16 protein-coding genes and 2 tRNA genes are annotated in these 15,583 nt (G+C 32.7%); 9 read left to right on the top strand and 9 right to left on the bottom strand.

All coding sequences use genetic code 11. From position 1 onward, the window contains the following. Nucleotides 1-478 precede the first annotated feature (478 nt). The 4 genes from thrS to rplT all read left to right on the top strand — a co-directional run bounded on the left by thrS (nucleotide 479) and on the right by rplT (nucleotide 3,822). Entirely contained in the window at nucleotides 479-2,413 is a 1,935-nt protein-coding gene (gene thrS / locus AAC024_RS05630; RefSeq protein WP_339894232.1) for a threonine--tRNA ligase, read from the top strand. Between the two features lie 34 nt (nucleotides 2,414-2,447). Next, on the top strand, nucleotides 2,448-2,993 hold the full coding sequence (gene infC, locus AAC024_RS05635; protein ID WP_271560320.1) for a translation initiation factor IF-3: 546 nt from the start codon (nucleotides 2,448-2,450) through the stop codon (nucleotides 2,991-2,993). Between the two features lie 142 nt (nucleotides 2,994-3,135). Further along, complete coding sequence (gene rpmI, locus AAC024_RS05640; protein ID WP_215925145.1) at nucleotides 3,136-3,333, top strand: 50S ribosomal protein L35; 198 nt, start codon at nucleotides 3,136-3,138, stop codon at nucleotides 3,331-3,333. Nucleotides 3,334-3,477: 144 nt separating this feature from the next. After that, complete coding sequence (rplT, locus tag AAC024_RS05645; protein WP_339894233.1) at nucleotides 3,478-3,822, top strand: 50S ribosomal protein L20; 345 nt, start codon at nucleotides 3,478-3,480, stop codon at nucleotides 3,820-3,822. A gap of 71 nt (nucleotides 3,823-3,893) precedes the next feature. Here rplT and AAC024_RS05650 read toward each other — a convergent pair whose 3' ends face one another. The 7 genes from AAC024_RS05650 to tgt all read right to left on the bottom strand — a co-directional run bounded on the left by AAC024_RS05650 (nucleotide 3,894) and on the right by tgt (nucleotide 11,722). Further along, nucleotides 3,894-4,316: a secondary thiamine-phosphate synthase enzyme YjbQ gene (locus AAC024_RS05650; RefSeq protein WP_339894234.1), complete on the bottom strand. Its 423-nt coding sequence runs from the start codon at nucleotides 4,314-4,316 to the stop codon at nucleotides 3,894-3,896. A 21-nt stretch (nucleotides 4,317-4,337) separates the two neighbouring features. After that, nucleotides 4,338-5,594, bottom strand: a complete 1,257-nt coding sequence (locus tag AAC024_RS05655) for an asparagine synthetase B (RefSeq protein WP_339894235.1) — start codon at nucleotides 5,592-5,594, stop codon at nucleotides 4,338-4,340. Between the two features lie 70 nt (nucleotides 5,595-5,664). Further along, on the bottom strand, nucleotides 5,665-7,206 hold the full coding sequence (gene dnaB / locus AAC024_RS05660; protein WP_339894236.1) for a replicative DNA helicase: 1,542 nt from the start codon (nucleotides 7,204-7,206) through the stop codon (nucleotides 5,665-5,667). 258 nt (nucleotides 7,207-7,464) lie between these two features. Continuing rightward, complete coding sequence (locus tag AAC024_RS05665) at nucleotides 7,465-8,418, bottom strand: acetyl-CoA carboxylase carboxyltransferase subunit alpha (RefSeq protein WP_339894237.1); 954 nt, start codon at nucleotides 8,416-8,418, stop codon at nucleotides 7,465-7,467. A 70-nt stretch (nucleotides 8,419-8,488) separates the two neighbouring features. After that, nucleotides 8,489-9,385 carry a DMT family transporter gene (locus AAC024_RS05670; RefSeq protein ID WP_339894238.1) on the bottom strand — a complete coding sequence of 299 codons (897 nt, stop codon included), beginning with the start codon at nucleotides 9,383-9,385 and terminating at the stop codon, nucleotides 8,489-8,491. Next, on the bottom strand, nucleotides 9,372-10,448 hold the full coding sequence (locus AAC024_RS05675) for an LptF/LptG family permease (RefSeq protein WP_339894239.1): 1,077 nt from the start codon (nucleotides 10,446-10,448) through the stop codon (nucleotides 9,372-9,374). Before AAC024_RS05675 ends, AAC024_RS05670 begins: the two co-directional genes overlap by 14 nt. 143 nt (nucleotides 10,449-10,591) lie before the next feature. Beyond that, nucleotides 10,592-11,722, bottom strand: coding sequence for a tRNA guanosine(34) transglycosylase Tgt (gene tgt / locus AAC024_RS05680; RefSeq protein WP_339894240.1), 1,131 nt, complete (start codon nucleotides 11,720-11,722; stop codon nucleotides 10,592-10,594). Between the two features lie 290 nt (nucleotides 11,723-12,012). On the opposite strand from tgt, the gene AAC024_RS05685 reads away from it, so the two are divergent. Then, nucleotides 12,013-12,582 (top strand): porin family protein, encoded by a 570-nt coding sequence (locus AAC024_RS05685; RefSeq protein ID WP_339894288.1) that lies wholly within the window; start codon nucleotides 12,013-12,015, stop codon nucleotides 12,580-12,582. Between the two features lie 49 nt (nucleotides 12,583-12,631). On the opposite strand, the gene AAC024_RS05690 is transcribed toward AAC024_RS05685, so the two are convergent. After that, nucleotides 12,632-13,630 (bottom strand): hypothetical protein, encoded by a 999-nt coding sequence (locus AAC024_RS05690; protein WP_339894241.1) that lies wholly within the window; start codon nucleotides 13,628-13,630, stop codon nucleotides 12,632-12,634. Between the two features lie 83 nt (nucleotides 13,631-13,713). On the opposite strand from AAC024_RS05690, the gene AAC024_RS05695 reads away from it, so the two are divergent. Continuing rightward, nucleotides 13,714-14,097: a S4 domain-containing protein gene (locus AAC024_RS05695; protein ID WP_339894242.1), complete on the top strand. Its 384-nt coding sequence runs from the start codon at nucleotides 13,714-13,716 to the stop codon at nucleotides 14,095-14,097. 106 nt (nucleotides 14,098-14,203) lie between these two features. Next, nucleotides 14,204-14,707 carry a phosphoribosyltransferase domain-containing protein gene (locus AAC024_RS05700; RefSeq protein WP_339894243.1) on the top strand — a complete coding sequence of 168 codons (504 nt, stop codon included), beginning with the start codon at nucleotides 14,204-14,206 and terminating at the stop codon, nucleotides 14,705-14,707. Here AAC024_RS05700 and AAC024_RS05705 read toward each other — a convergent pair. Next, complete coding sequence (locus AAC024_RS05705) at nucleotides 14,699-15,220, bottom strand: shikimate kinase (RefSeq protein WP_339894244.1); 522 nt, start codon at nucleotides 15,218-15,220, stop codon at nucleotides 14,699-14,701. The two genes, AAC024_RS05700 and AAC024_RS05705, sit on opposite strands and share 9 nt — an antisense overlap. Before the next feature lie 142 nt (nucleotides 15,221-15,362). Between AAC024_RS05705 and AAC024_RS05710 the strand changes: the two genes are divergently transcribed. Then, nucleotides 15,363-15,435, top strand: a tRNA-Lys gene (locus AAC024_RS05710). 57 nt (nucleotides 15,436-15,492) lie between these two features. Beyond that, nucleotides 15,493-15,578, top strand: a tRNA-Leu gene (locus tag AAC024_RS05715). Nucleotides 15,579-15,583 lie beyond the last annotated feature (5 nt).

Raw genomic sequence — 15,583 nt, forward strand, 5'->3', positions numbered from 1 at the left:
TTTAATCTTTTTTTTAACACCGTACAACTCCCTTAGTTACTGTTATTTATAACATGTATTTTTATTAACATTAAAGCAAAATTGAGGTGACTTGTGCTAAAATGCCGAACTTTATAATGCTTTTTTATTGGGGAAACGCTAAATTCTTATTTGTAAGTCCCTTTTATTACATAATGGTGGTGTCTATATATAAGACGTAAAACATGAAACTCTATCTTATAATATGACCGCTACTAATAAACCCGCGTTAGGGATTGAAGTGGCATCCTTTTTAAAATTGGGATCGCACTAAACTCACTTACAGGTAAACAATAAACAGATAGCCACGTCCTTCGTCCTACCATTGACGTTTTAAAAAGATATAGCGGAAAGCCTGACCCCTTTTCGGGGTAACGCCAAAAAATAAATTATACCTACATATATATTGTGTGGGTTTGTTTATACTATTATCTTTGCAGACTTAATTCAATTTATTTTAATGATACATATTACTTTACCTGATGGTGGTGTGAAAACGTTTGATGTGGGCGTTACACCAATGGATGTTGCAAAAAGCATTAGTGAAGGGTTTGCTAGGAATGTAATTTCGGCGAGTTTTAATGATATAACTGTGGAAACTGTGACGCCATTGACCACTGATGGTAGTTTGGTTTTATATACATGGCGTGATGCTGCTGGTAAGACTGCTTTTTGGCATAGTAGTGCGCACGTTTTGGCTCAGGCGATTGAGGAATTGTACTCTGATGCGAAGCTTACTATTGGCCCTGCGATTGAGAATGGGTTTTACTATGATGTTGATTTTGGTGAGCACAGTGTGTCTGAAAAAGACTTTAAGGCTATTGAGACTAAAATGATAGAGATTGCGCGTGGCAAACATGATTTTAGTTTGAGAGCGGTTTCTAAAGCTGATGCATTGTCCTTATATAAAGGTAATGCCTTTAAAACCGAACTGATTGAAAATTTAGAGGATGGCACGATTACTTTTTGTGACCATTCGACCTTTACAGATTTGTGCCGTGGTGGACATATTCCGAATACAGGGATTATAAAAGCCGTTAAAGTTTTAAGTGTTGCTGGTGCCTATTGGCGTGGTGATGAAAACAAACCACAGTTAACTCGTGTATATGGTATTTCTTTTCCAAAACAAAAAGAGCTTACTGAGTATTTAGAAATGCTTGAAGAGGCTAAAAAGCGTGACCATAGAAAACTAGGAAAAGAATTGGAACTTTTTACATTTTCACATAGAGTTGGACAGGGTTTGCCATTATGGTTACCTAAAGGAGCTGCTTTACGTGAGCGTTTAGAAAACTTTTTAAAGGCTGCTCAGAAAAAAGCTGGTTATGAAATGGTTATTACACCACATATTGGACAAAAAGAACTTTATGTAACTTCTGGACATTATGAGAAATATGGAGAAGATAGTTTTCAACCTATACTTACACCAAAAGATGGTGAGGAGTTTTTGTTGAAGCCCATGAATTGTCCGCATCACTGTGAGATTTATAATAGTGCTCAATGGAGTTATAAAGATTTACCAAAACGTTATGCTGAATTTGGAACGGTTTATAGATATGAACAAAGTGGTGAATTACATGGTTTAACTCGTGTACGTGGATTTACTCAAGATGACGCCCACTTATTTTGCATGCCAGAACAACTGGATAAAGAGTTTAAAGATGTTATTGATTTGGTGCTTTATGTTTTTGGTTCTTTAGGATTTGAAAACTTTACGGCTCAGGTTTCTGTAAGGGATCCTGAAAATCCAGACAAATATATAGGTGATGTTGCTAATTGGGAAAAAGCAGAGCAAGCGATTATTAATGCAGCTACTGATAAAGGATTAGATTTTGTTATAGAAAAAGGAGAAGCTGCTTTCTATGGTCCTAAGTTAGATTTCATGGTGAAAGATGCTTTAGGCAGGCGTTGGCAACTAGGAACAATTCAGGTAGATTACAACTTACCAGAACGTTTTGATTTAACATATAAAGGTAGTGATAATGAGTCACATAGGCCGGTGATGATACATCGAGCACCTTTTGGAAGTATGGAGCGTTTTGTGGCATTATTGTTGGAACATACTGGTGGTAATTTTCCGCTTTGGTTAATGCCAACTCAAGCTATTATATTATCAATTAGTGAGAAATATGAAAAATACTCTGAAAAAGTTTTAAATTTGCTAGAAAATGACGAAATTCGCGCCCTCGTAGACCATAGAAATGAGACTATAGGGAAGAAGATTCGGGAAGCCGAAATGCAGAAACACCCTTATATGATTATCATAGGTGAGCAAGAAGAACAAGAAGGTAAAATTACAGTAAGACAACACGGAGGTGCAGATTTAGGCATGATTTCTGTAGAAGCGTTCTCTGAACTAATAAAACAAGATATTAAAAAAACGTTGAAATCGTTTTAAAAAAGTAATAAGTTTAATTTAAAACCATAACGCCATAGCAATTAGAAGAAGACATCAACCTAGAAGGGTTTCACAAGAGGATAAACACAAAATCAACTCTAAGATTACCGCACAACAAGTACGTCTTGTTGGAGATAATATAGAAATTGGTATTTATACTAAAGGTGATGCTATGAGAATAGCTAACGAGCAAGAGTTAGATCTAGTGGAGATTTCACCGAATGCTGATCCTCCTGTTTGTAAGGTTATGGATTATAAAAAGTTTCTTTACGAGCAAAAGAAACGTGATAAGGCTTTAAAGTCTAAGGCTACTAAAGTTACTATTAAAGAAATTCGTTTTGGTCCAAATACAGACGATCATGATTACGATTTTAAAAAGAAACATGCTGAGAAGTTTTTAAAGGAAGGTGCAAAGCTAAAAGCTTTTGTATTTTTTAAAGGACGTTCTATCATATTTAAAGAAAAAGGTCAGATTTTGTTATTAAGATTAGCGCAAGACCTGGAAGAATACGGAAAAGTGGAGCAAATGCCCCGTTTAGAAGGTAAGCGTATGACTATGTTTATTTCTCCGAGAAAGTAAATAAAATATATTACTAAAAAGACCCTTCGACTGCGCTCAGGGTGACATTTTAGAAATAATGATAAGATGCTGAAACAATCCCGATAGTTATCGGGACAGCACTAAAGTAATTAAGCGAAATAATTAAAACTAGGAAAAGAAAATGCCTAAAATGAAAACAAAATCTAGTGCCAAAAAGCGTTTTAAGCTTACAGGTACTGGTAAAATTAAAAGAAAGCACGCTTTTAAGAGTCACATCTTAACAAAGAAGTCTAAAAAGCGTAAGCTTAAATTAACTCATGATGGTTTAGTACATAAAGCAGATGAGGACAATATTAAAACCATGTTACGTTTAAAGTAACACTAGTTTTAATCGGTTAAAACAATTTATAAACCCTGGAGTTAGGCCTCATTGATTTACGATTAACGATTGTTGATTTTAGATTTTTGAATCAAAGTGTCACTAAACAAAAAAGACCGCCTACTACAAAAAACAATTAAAATTATGCCAAGATCAGTAAATTCTGTAGCTAAAAGAGCCAGAAGAAAAAAGGTGCTTAAACAAGCAAAAGGTTACTTTGGAAGACGTAAAAACGTTTGGACAGTAGCAAAAAATGCGGTTGACAAAGCGATGCAATATTCGTATAGAGACCGTAGAGCAAAAAAGAGAACATTCCGTGCATTATGGATTACGCGTATTAACGCTGGAGCCAGAGAACATGGTTTATCTTATTCTCAATTTATGGGGAAACTAAAAGCTAATGATATTGAATTAAACCGCAAGGTTTTAGCAGATTTAGCGATGAATAACCCTGAGGCTTTTAAAGCTGTAATTGATAAAGTAAAATAAGGCACTTAGCCTATTGTAAAATCATAGTATTCGCTTAATAAAAGTCCAACTTCAAAAGAGTTGGACTTTTTTTATTCACCAAATAAAGTAATTACTACTTTTCTGGAACCACCCTGATTTCTATGTTCACATAAATAAATACCTTGCCAAATCCCTAGATTTAATTTTCCATTTGTAATTGGTATTTGTATTGAAGCACCTAACAGCGACGCTTTGATATGTGCAGGCATGTCATCAGCCCCTTCATAAGTATGTTCGTAATAGGGTGCATTTTCAGGAATCATTTTGTTGAAGTGGCTCTCGAAATCAGTTCTTACTATATAATCGGCATTTTCATTAATAGTTAAACTTGCTGATGTATGCTTTATAAAAACTTGTAGCTGACCAATATTTATTTTGCTGATTTCTGGAATAGCTTCTATAATAGAAGCTGTTATTAAATGAAACCCTCTGGAATAAGACTTTAATTTTATTTCTTTTTGAAACATCTTCATTCTTAATGCAAAAAATATCTGTTATGTTTTTTGTTTCTTTTTTCTTGCCGCAGGAAACAAAACATTGTTCAAAATTAAACGATATCCTGGTGATGTTGGATGTAAATCTAATTCTGTTTTTGCATCTCCGACCCTATGCTGATAATCCTCCGGATCGTGACCGCCATAAAACGTAAAAAAGCCTTTTCCTTTTATTCCATGAATATATTTAGCTTCTCCATTTATTTTAGTTTCTCCCATAACCAAAACATTTGATTTTATTTCATCTCTTGTAAATGATGTAGTCTGTCCCATAAATCCTTTAACCAAAGCCGTATGATTTTGACAAAGCATTGATGGTATTGGATCCCATTTTGCTGAAAATTCCATTAGCGAAAAATAATCAGTGGTTTTAGAAATCATACGTTTTCTAGTCATATCAATTGAAGAAAACTCATAAACCTTTGGATTCCTTTCTAAAATGTAATTGGAAAACGCAAAGGTTTTGCCGTAATCAATTTTGTTTTGATACCCAGCATCACTGCCATCTCCATCAAACATGGGTTCGCAAATATCAACGCCTTCAGCAGACAAAGCAATATCAAAACTATCAGTAGCACTACACATAGCAAACATAAATCCACCTCCAATAACATAATCTCTAATTTTTAGAGCAACAGCTAATTTTTGTTCTGAAACTTTATTATAGCCTAACTCTAGAGCTCGTTTTTCTGCGTCTTTTTTCTCTTGAATATACCATGAAGCCGCTCTATATTGTGCATAAAATTTCCCAAACTGACCAGTAAAATCCTCGTGATGCAAGTGCAACCAATCAAATAGTAGCAAACCATCATTTAAAACTTCTTCATCATAAACGGTTTCATAAGGTATTTCGGCATATTGCAAAACCATAGTTACCGCATCATCCCAAGGTTGTTTTCCATTAGGTGTATAAACCGCAATTTTTGGAGCTTTTTCCAAGACTACAGCTTCCATATTTTGACTTGGACTTGCTATGTATTCTAAAACACTTTCAGCTTTAGCATTAGAAATTACTTCAAATGAAACCCCTCTAATTTGGCATTCCCTCTGGATAGCTTCTGTATCTGGCAATAAGAAGGAACCGCCTTTATAATTAAGCAACCACTTAACTTTTAACCCTTTATTGAGTGTCCAGTAGGTTATTCCGTAAGCCTTTAAATGGTTTTTTTGACCATCTACATCCATTGGGATTAGGATGTAAGACGCAAACATTTGTGTAGAACAGAATAATATTAAGATGAATAGGGCTTTCTTCATAGCTTGAAAGATACTCAAAAAATATGCCTGATTAAAAATTTTATAAAAATATTAGATATTTAAAGACTGATTAAAATGGCACTTCATCATCCTCATCATCATTAAATGAACTACCAAAAGCTTGGTCTGGACTTGCTTTAAAATTATCTGATTTAAAGGTGTCATCGTTAGCCGCAGCATTCATTTTTGAATGAAATTCAAATGGTGAATCAAAATCATCTAAATTATCAAACTTACCTAAATGCCCAATAAACTTTAAACGTATATTGTCTAAACCCCCATTACGGTGTTTTGCAACGATAAATTCTGCTTGACCTTCCGTTGGTGAACGCTCTTCATCATCCCATTCATCAATTTTATAATACTCTGGTCTAAAAATAAAGCTAACAATATCGGCATCTTGCTCAATCGCTCCAGATTCACGTAAATCTGATAACAAAGGTCGTTTACTTCCACCACGAGTTTCAACAGCACGTGATAACTGAGATAATGCTATTACTGGAATACTTAGTTCTTTTGCTAATGCTTTTAAGTTTCTAGAAATCATAGATATTTCTTGTTCACGATTTCCGCCATGACTGCTACCTCCAGTCATTAATTGTAAGTAATCAACCATGATTAGTTTAATACCATGTTGCGATGATAAACGACGTGCTTTTGCTCTTAAATCGAATATAGAAAGTGATGGTGTATCATCAATAAACAACGGTGCTTTTTCTAAGCCTTTAACTTTAACATTAAGTTGCTCCCACTCATGTTTTTCAAGTTTACCAGTTCTTAATTTTTCAGAAGATAATCCTGTTTCACTTGAAATTAAACGTGTTATCAATTGTACTGAAGCCATCTCTAAAGAGAAAAAAGCGACTGGAATATTTTGATCTACAGCAATATTTCTCGCCATAGATAATGTTAGCGCCGTTTTACCCATACCCGGACGTGCTGCTATAATAATTAAATCTGATTGCTGCCAACCTGAAGTTAATTTATCTAACTTATGGAAACCTGTTGGAATTCCACTAAGTCCTTCTTTATTAGAAATTTCTTCAATCTTCTTTTTAGCTTGAATTACTAAATCTTGCGCAGTTTCACTCGATTTTTTGATGTTTCCTTGTGTAACTTCGTATAGTTTTGACTCGGCTTTATCTAATAAATCGAAAACATCTTTAGTTTCATCGTAAGAATCTTCAATAATTTCACTAGAAATTTTAATTAAACTACGCTGAATAAATTTCTGTAAAATAATACGAGCATGAAACTCAATATGTGCCGAAGATGATACTTTCTGAGTTAATGAAATCAAGTAAAAATCGCCACCTGCCAGCTCTAGCTTCGAATTTTTCTTTAATTGTGTAGAAACGGTTAATAAGTCGACTGGTTCACTATTTTCGAATAATTGAAAAATAGCTTCAAAAATATGTTGATGTGCTTCTTTATAAAATGCATCAGAACTTAAAATATCGATAACTTCATCCACACCTTTTTTATCAATCATCATTGCTCCCAAAACAACTTCCTCTAAATCAAGTGCTTGCGGTGGTATTTTACCTCTTTCAAGATTGATAATTGTACTTTTATCAACTTTATAGCCTTGGATTTGATTAGGTTGTTTCACGTGTTTATGTATATTGTTTTTTAATGGTCACATGTAGCTTCCATTTAATGATTATCTTGAATATTGGCAGTATGAGTATGGAAGTTTCATAACTACAAAAGTAATTAAAAAGAAGGTGGTTTATATATTTTATAATATTTCTCTGTTCACTACTCATTAACAATTCAACTGTTAATAAGTTAAAAATATTGTCAATAAGCATAAAAAAAAACCTGAAGCTATAAACTTCAGATTTTAGTAAGTTTGATTTTAAAAGCTTTAGCCTTTATAGACTCCCATTTGAGCATACTTATCCATGCGCTGAGCCACTAAATCTTTTGGTGATAAGTTTTTAAGTTCTTCGTAATTTTTAACAATAGCATCACTCACAGATTTGAATGTTTTGTCTCTATCTCTATGCGCTCCACCAAGCGGTTCCTTTATAATTCCGTCAACCAATTTTAGTTTTTTCATATCTGTAGCAGTTAACTTTAAAGCTTCAGCTGCTTGCTCCTTATATTCCCAACTACGCCATAAAATTGACGAGCAAGACTCAGGAGAAATAACAGAATACCAAGTATTCTCTAACATTAAAACCCTATCGCCTACACCAATACCTAGGGCACCACCGGAGGCTCCTTCTCCAATTATGATAGTAATGATAGGTACTTTTAAACGTGTCATTTCTAGAATATTTCGGGCTATGGCTTCACCTTGTCCACGCTCTTCTGCTTCTAAACCTGGGTAAGCTCCTGGAGTATCTAAAAGTGTTACTACTGGAATACCGAATTTTTCGGCAGACTTCATTAAACGTAACGCTTTTCTATAACCTTCTGGGTTTGCCATCCCAAAGTTTCTATACTGTCTTGTTTTGGTATTAAAACCCTTTTGCTGACCAATAAACATAAAACTTTGGTCACCAATTTTTCCTAAACCACCAATCATTGCTTTATCATCTTTAAAGCTTCTATCTCCGTGTAATTCTAAAAAGGAATCACCACAAATAGCTCTAATATGATCTAATGTATAAGGTCTTTCAGGATGACGCGATAATTGTACACGTTGCCATGGGGTTAAGTTTTTATATATATCTTTTTGCGCTGCAGCTAATTTTTTTTCAATTTGCTTACAGGTTTCAGTAACATCAACTTCACTCTCTTCTCCAATCACTTTACACTTTTGTAATTGATCTTCAAGTTCTTTTATAGGGAGTTCAAATTCTAAATATTCCATAAGAATTTTGTTTTGGCTATTAAATTTTTAGTTAGTGCACAAATATAAAAACTTTAATTTTGTTTAAGCCTTATGAATGCTTTCTTTTTAACTTTCTACTATTTTTTACTATTGCATTTAAAAGTACGACGCTTATAATTATAATGGCCCCATAATAGAATGATGGACTCATTTTTTCTTTCTCAGGAAACAATATTAGAGCCATAATAATGCCGTAAATAGGCTCCAGGTTATAGGATAAAACTACCGTGTAGGGACTAATAATTTTCATGACATAAACGGATGCAATAAACGCATAAGCAGTGCAAACTGAAGCTAGTATAAAAAGATACCAGAAATCTGATTGGCTTAAACTGAAAAAATCCTTAGAAAAACCTTCGCCAAAACATAAAATATAAATAGATATAAAGAATACGCCGCTTAAAAATTCATAAAATGAAATAACTATAGCCGTATGTCTTTTCAAAAAACTTCCATTAAGAACAGCAAATAGCGATGCTAAAAAAGCTGAAGAAATACCTAAAATAATTCCTGTAAGATATTTTATTTCACTTTGTGTTATTATAAAAACACCAGCAATTACTATAATACCGAAAAGTATTTCGTACCAAATAATTGAGCGTTTATAAATTATTGGTTCTATAAATGATGCAAAAAAAGCACCGGTTGAGAACATAGCTAATGTTATAGAAATATTGGCTTCATCTATAGCTCCAAAAAACGTTATCCAATGTAATGCTATAATAACACCTGCTATGGAGAGTCGTAAAATTGATATTAAATTTATTTTTAACCTAACCTTGGTTATTTTGATATAAATGAGCATTAAAATGGCTGCTATAACCATTCTATACCAAACTAAAGGAATTGCTTTTATAGTAATAAGTTCGCCTAAAATAGCAGTAAAACCAGCTATAAAAACTAAAAGATGTAGATGTAAATAATTTTTAAACTTAACGTTTAGCATTATATAAAAGGTAAGCTGCTAAAATACCAAAAATGATATTAGGAAACCATACGGCTATCAATGGCGGGAAGTCTGACTGTTCAGCCATAACACCAAATATCTTATCGAAGAATACAAAAACCATGGCTATACATATCCCAACTGCTAAGTTTACTCCCATACCACCTCTTCTTTTAATAGAAGATACTGCTACAGCAATAATAGTTAAAATAAATACTGAAACTGGCAAACTCCATTTTCTATATAAAACCAATTTAAAACGTCCCACGTTTGAAGAGCCCCTAGCTTCTTCTTTGGCTATAAACTCTTTTAACTCGCCGTACATTTTAGTTTCAGCCGCATAAATTACGGGAATCAAATCATCAACATCAAAAGCGAAAAGTGTATCTTTTCTTCTTATAATATCTAGTTCATCTTCGTGCTCTCCAATATCTCTTTTTACATAATTTGTTAACCTATAAATAGTATCCTTGGGTATATATCTAATAGTGCTGGCTGTAATTTTATATTGGAGTTTATTTTCTTCAAAATGCTCTAAAGTGAAGTTGTTACCAGAGTTATTTTTAACATCAAAGTTACTTACATAAATAATTTCGTTGTCATTTATTTGCCTAAAAACATTGGTGTTTTCTACGGCACTTTTACCTCTTTTAAAATATTTATAGGTAAAGTCATTAAATCCCTCACTCGCTTTTGGAGCTAAAAACAAACCTAGAATTATTGCTAATATCCCAACAATTGTTGCTCCAATCATGTATGGTCTTAAAAAACGAGTAAAAGAAACTCCAGAACTTAAGAAGGCTATAACTTCAGTATTATTTGCTAGTTTAGAAGTAAACCATATAACCGATAAAAATAAAAATAGAGGAAACAAGAGATGTGCAAAATAAATAGTAAAGTCTAGAAAGTAAACTAAAACTTCATCTATAGGTACTTCGTTTTCAAGGATTTTTCCAATTTTTTCAGCAAGATGTACCGTTATCCCTATAGGAATGAAGAGCAGCAACATCATGAAAAATGTAAACAAATAACGTTTTAGTATGTACCAGTCTAGTATTTTCATCCTCTCCCGACCTCTCGAAGGAGAGGGGTTTTTGTGCTTTTTAAATTTTATTTAAGAAGAAAGAAAAGAGATAAAAGAATAAAGATGCGCTCAATATTTACACTAATGTTCTTTGTTCTATTTTCTATACTCTAAATTCTTTTTTATAAACGATTATCCATTTGTTTAACCATTTGATCTTTCCAAGTTTTAAAATCTCCCGCTAATATATGTTTTCTTGCCTCGCGAACCAACCATAAATAAAATCCAAGATTATGAATGGTTGCTATTTGCTTTCCTAGTAATTCGTTCACAGTAAATAAATGCCTTAAATACGCTTTACTATACTCTGTATCAACAAAAGTGATTCCCATTTCATCTACTGGCGAAAAATCATCAGCCCATTTTAAATTTTTAATATTTATACTTCCATGAGCAGTAAATAACATACCATTTCTAGCATTGCGTGTAGGCATCACACAATCAAACATATCTACACCTAACGCAATATTTTCTAAAATATTGATTGGTGTACCAACGCCCATTAAATATCTTGGTTTATCTTCTGGCAAAATGGAACAAACAACATCTGTCATCGCATACATTTCTTCTGCAGGTTCACCAACAGAAAGCCCTCCAATTGCATTACCAACTGCCCCAGCATTGGCTATATATTCAGCAGATTGCATACGTAAATCTTTGTAAGTACTTCCCTGAACAATGGGAAAAAATGCTTGATTATAATCGTACTTTAATGGTGTTTTTTCAAGATGATTAATACATCTATCTAACCAACGATGCGTCATGTACATAGAGCGTTTTGCATAGTTGTAATCACATGGATATGGAGTACATTCATCAAAAGCCATAATAATATCTGCTCCTATTGTACGTTGAATATCCATAACATTTTCAGGTGTAAATGTATGGTAACTTCCATCAATATGCGATTTAAACTTTACACCCTCTTCTTTAATTTTTCTATTTGCTGATAAAGAATACACTTGATAGCCTCCTGAATCGGTTAAAATATTTCTATCCCAATTCATGAATTTATGAAGGCCGCCCGCTTTTTCGATAATATTGGTTTGCGGACGCAAGTATAAATGATAGGTATTACCTAAAATAACATCAGGACTTATATCATCTTTCAACTCACGCTGATGTACACCTTTTACCGTACCTACCGTACCAACTGGCATAAAAATTGGAGTTTCAATAACACCATGATCTGTAGTTATTTTACCTGCTCTAGCTTTACTTTGAGCATCTTTTGCGTGCAATTCAAATTTCATCCATACTTTTTAAGGAGGCAAACCTACATATTTTTTTATTTTTAAAATAAGTTTCTCAGATTAATATGTAGGTTCACTGATTTCTTATACAAAATATAAAGACATTGAAGTAAAGATAAATAACTGAAAAATGATAATGATTGTATTGAAAAGAAAATAAATAACGTTTGGCAACGTTTTTGATACTGTTAATGAAATCTAAAAAAACGAACATTATGAAAAGTTTACAAAACTTTCACGAACACTTTAAAAATTTTAGTGACGTGAGTAAAAATTTATTTTTTATTTTAATGATTGCCATTGCTATTCCAACAGCTACAATGGCTCAAACAGCGCAAGGTATTGGTATAAAAGCGGGATTAAATTACAATGCCAATGGCGATTATTTTGATGCTATACAAATGAACGCAAAAAACCCGGATAGAAATGTTGGTTATCACATAGGTTTATTTGGTAAAATTGGAAATCAGGTTTATTTTAGACCAGAAGTAGTTTATACTAGCACGAAAAGTGATTATGACGATGATAGTTTTAAAATGCAAAAACTAGATGCACCGCTTTTGGTTGGTATAAAAGTTTTAGGACCTCTTAGTGTATTTGGTGGGCCATCATTACAATACATCTTAGACTCAGAATTTGATGGTATAGCTATAAATGATGTTGAAAATGATTTCTCTGTAGGTTTAAATTTTGGTATTGGACTTAATTTCAAAAAACTAGGGATTGACTTAAGATACGAACGTGGTTTTAGTGATAATGAAGCTGCTTTTCTAGGGCGAAATAGCATTAGCACTAATCGATTAGATACAATAGAAACAAGACCTGATCAGTTAATTTTGAGTTTATCCTTATTATTATAAAATCAAATTATAGAAACAAAAAACCTCGCAGTTGCGAGGTTTTTTGTTTCTATAATTTAGATATTTTATCATCAGGGTCTAAATAATTAGGAATACCATCACCATCTGTATCATCATTAGTAGGGTCTCCATCTCCATTTTTGTCATTTGTAAAATCACCATCACCATCACTATCAACACTTAAATCTGTGTCTTCTAAATCTTCATTTATTGTTAGCACGCCATCTCCATCATCATCTGCATCAAAATAATTTGGAGTTCCATCATTATCAGTATCATCTCCATCCATTGTATCTACATCAGAATTCAATAAAAATTCTCCATCGCCGTTTAAGTCTTCTAAATAAGAAGGAATTCCATCTCCATCATGATCATTTTCACCTGTTCGAAGCAATTCGAATTTAAAAACTAAAGGTGAATATGAAGGTATTCCAGTTGGTGCTCCAGAAAAATAAGCTAAACCCGAAGGCAAAAACATAATACCTAAACCACTATTGAAGTAATCTACCAGTCCATCATCATTTATAACAAAGCTTTCAGCTACATTAAAATTTGGTATAACTCTTCTCCATCCCGTGATTACTCCAGCTAAATCTAAAGGATTATCATCTGGAAAAAATTTGAAATCAAAAACAGAATTATCGAGTAAAGTTCCTTCATAAAGTATTTGAACTGTATCAGCAAAAGTTGGTGACTCTATTCCTCCTCCTAAATTTAACTCTAAAACATAATAATCGTAAACGGTATCTTCATATGTAACTGATTCTTTAACAACATTATCCATTAGCAACTGATATTCATCATCTACTTTGATTTCAGATATAATTATATCTTGAATACCAGCATCTAAACCAATTTCAGCTAACTCACCAGCATTATAATAATAAGTGCCTAGATAATCTATTAAAGAATCATTATCTGCTAATTGCTGTTCTTCTCTATCTCTTATTTCTATTGTTACAGTGCCTGCAACGCTATCATCCTTTTTACATGATGAAAATACCAACACAAAACTTAATATAAAAAAACCTATTTTTCTTAAACTCATTATTCCTTATTTTTGAGGCTGCAAGATACAATTTTAATATATTCTTGCACAACAATATTAACGACCTTTAACACAATAATGGTATGCGAGTAGACAAGTATTTATGGTGTATTAGATATTACAAAACAAGAACACTTGCGACAACAGCTTGCAAGAAAGGACACGTACGAGTTAATGATGATGTAGTTAAACCAAGTAGAGAGGTGTTTCCTCAAGATATCATTATACTCAGAAAAGACCAAATAAATTACAGATTGAAAGTTAATGACATACCTGAAAGTAGAATTGGTGCTAAATTGGTTGATATTTATAGAACAGATACTACGCCAAAAGAACAGTTTGAAGCTAAAGCCCTTTTAAAATATTCAAAAGACTATTATAGAAAAAAAGGTGTTGGTAGGCCTACTAAAAAAGATAGGCGAGATATTGATGATTTTACAGATGAAACATCTCTATCGGAAATTTAATCGTATTAAAAATCATTTTTATGGATGTTAAATCTGACCTTTGAAAAAAAATAAGATAAACAGATAAAAATGAGTAATTTTATATTTTAATTTTACAAATACAATTATGACTGTTAAGACTAATGTAATCCTCAATCATAGCGAAATTAACCATAAAATAAGACGTATCGCTTTTCAAATATATGAGAATAATGTTGATGAAAAAGAAGTGATTCTAGCTGGTATCGATAAAAATGGCTATGTATTTGCTAAAAAATTAAAAACGGTTCTTCAAAAAATATCCGATATAAATCCTGTGCTTTGCAAGGTGATTATTGATAAAAAAAATCCTTCTTCTGAAATTAAAACTTCTATTCCTGAAGCTGATTATAAAAACAAATCCATTGTATTAGTTGATGATGTATTAAATTCTGGAACCACCTTGATTTATGGAGTTAAGCATTTTTTAAATGTACCCTTAAAACAATTTAAAACGGCTGTTTTAGTTAACAGAAATCATAAAAAGTATCCTGTAAAAGCAGATTTTAAAGGGATTTCATTATCTACTTCATTGCATGAACATGTTCAAGTTGTTTTAGAAGGAAAGGCTTATGAAATTGTTTTAGAATAATTCTAAAATAATATCTTCTACAACATCATCTTTAGTTTTATTATCAATCGATACTTTAATTTCTGCTTGATTATAAAACTGAATACGTTCAAATAAATGCTTGCCTATAAACGCTGTCATTTCTTCTGTAGTTTCAATATGTGCAATTAAAGGTCGTGTTGCTTTTTTACTCATTAATTTATTTACCAGCGTAGTTAAAGAAGCCTTTAAATATATACTCTTAACGTTTTTGGCACTTAGAATAACGTCTATATTTCCACTGTAACAAGGTGTACCACCACCAACAGATAGAATGGTATTATTTTTAGATTTTAATAATCTATTCAAATACTGCGATTCTTGCTTTCTAAAATAGATTTCGCCCTTTTCTTTAAACACATCTGTAACAGACATATTTTCTCTTTCTTCAATAAAATCATCTAAATCGAGAAAATTATAATTCAATTTTTCTGCTAATTTCTTCCCAATCGACGTCTTCCCAGAAGCCATATATCCTATTAATACAATGATCATTTTCTCGCTATAAATTGATTATTAAAAACATACGTATTTGAAGCACAAAAAAACGAAAATTTCTTCAAAAAAAGTATTGTTTTATTAATTAAACATTTTATATTTGCACCCGCTAACAGGAATATGTTAGTTTTGAAATTATGACCTGGTAGCTCAGTTGGTAGAGCATCTCCCTTTTAAGGAGAGGGTCCTGGGTTCGAGCCCCAGCCCGGTCACAAGAAAAAGTTAAGCTTTATTGCTTAACTTTTTCTATTTTTACACACTTCATTAATGCGCACGTGGCGGAATTGGTAGACGCGCTGGCTTGAGGGGCCAGTATCCGTTTTAGGATGTGGAAGTTCGAATCTTCTCGTGCGCACTTTT

Origin of the sequence: uncultured Algibacter sp. (genome assembly GCF_963976535.1) — a bacterium.
Classification (GTDB): Bacteria; Bacteroidota; Bacteroidia; order Flavobacteriales; family Flavobacteriaceae; genus Algibacter_B.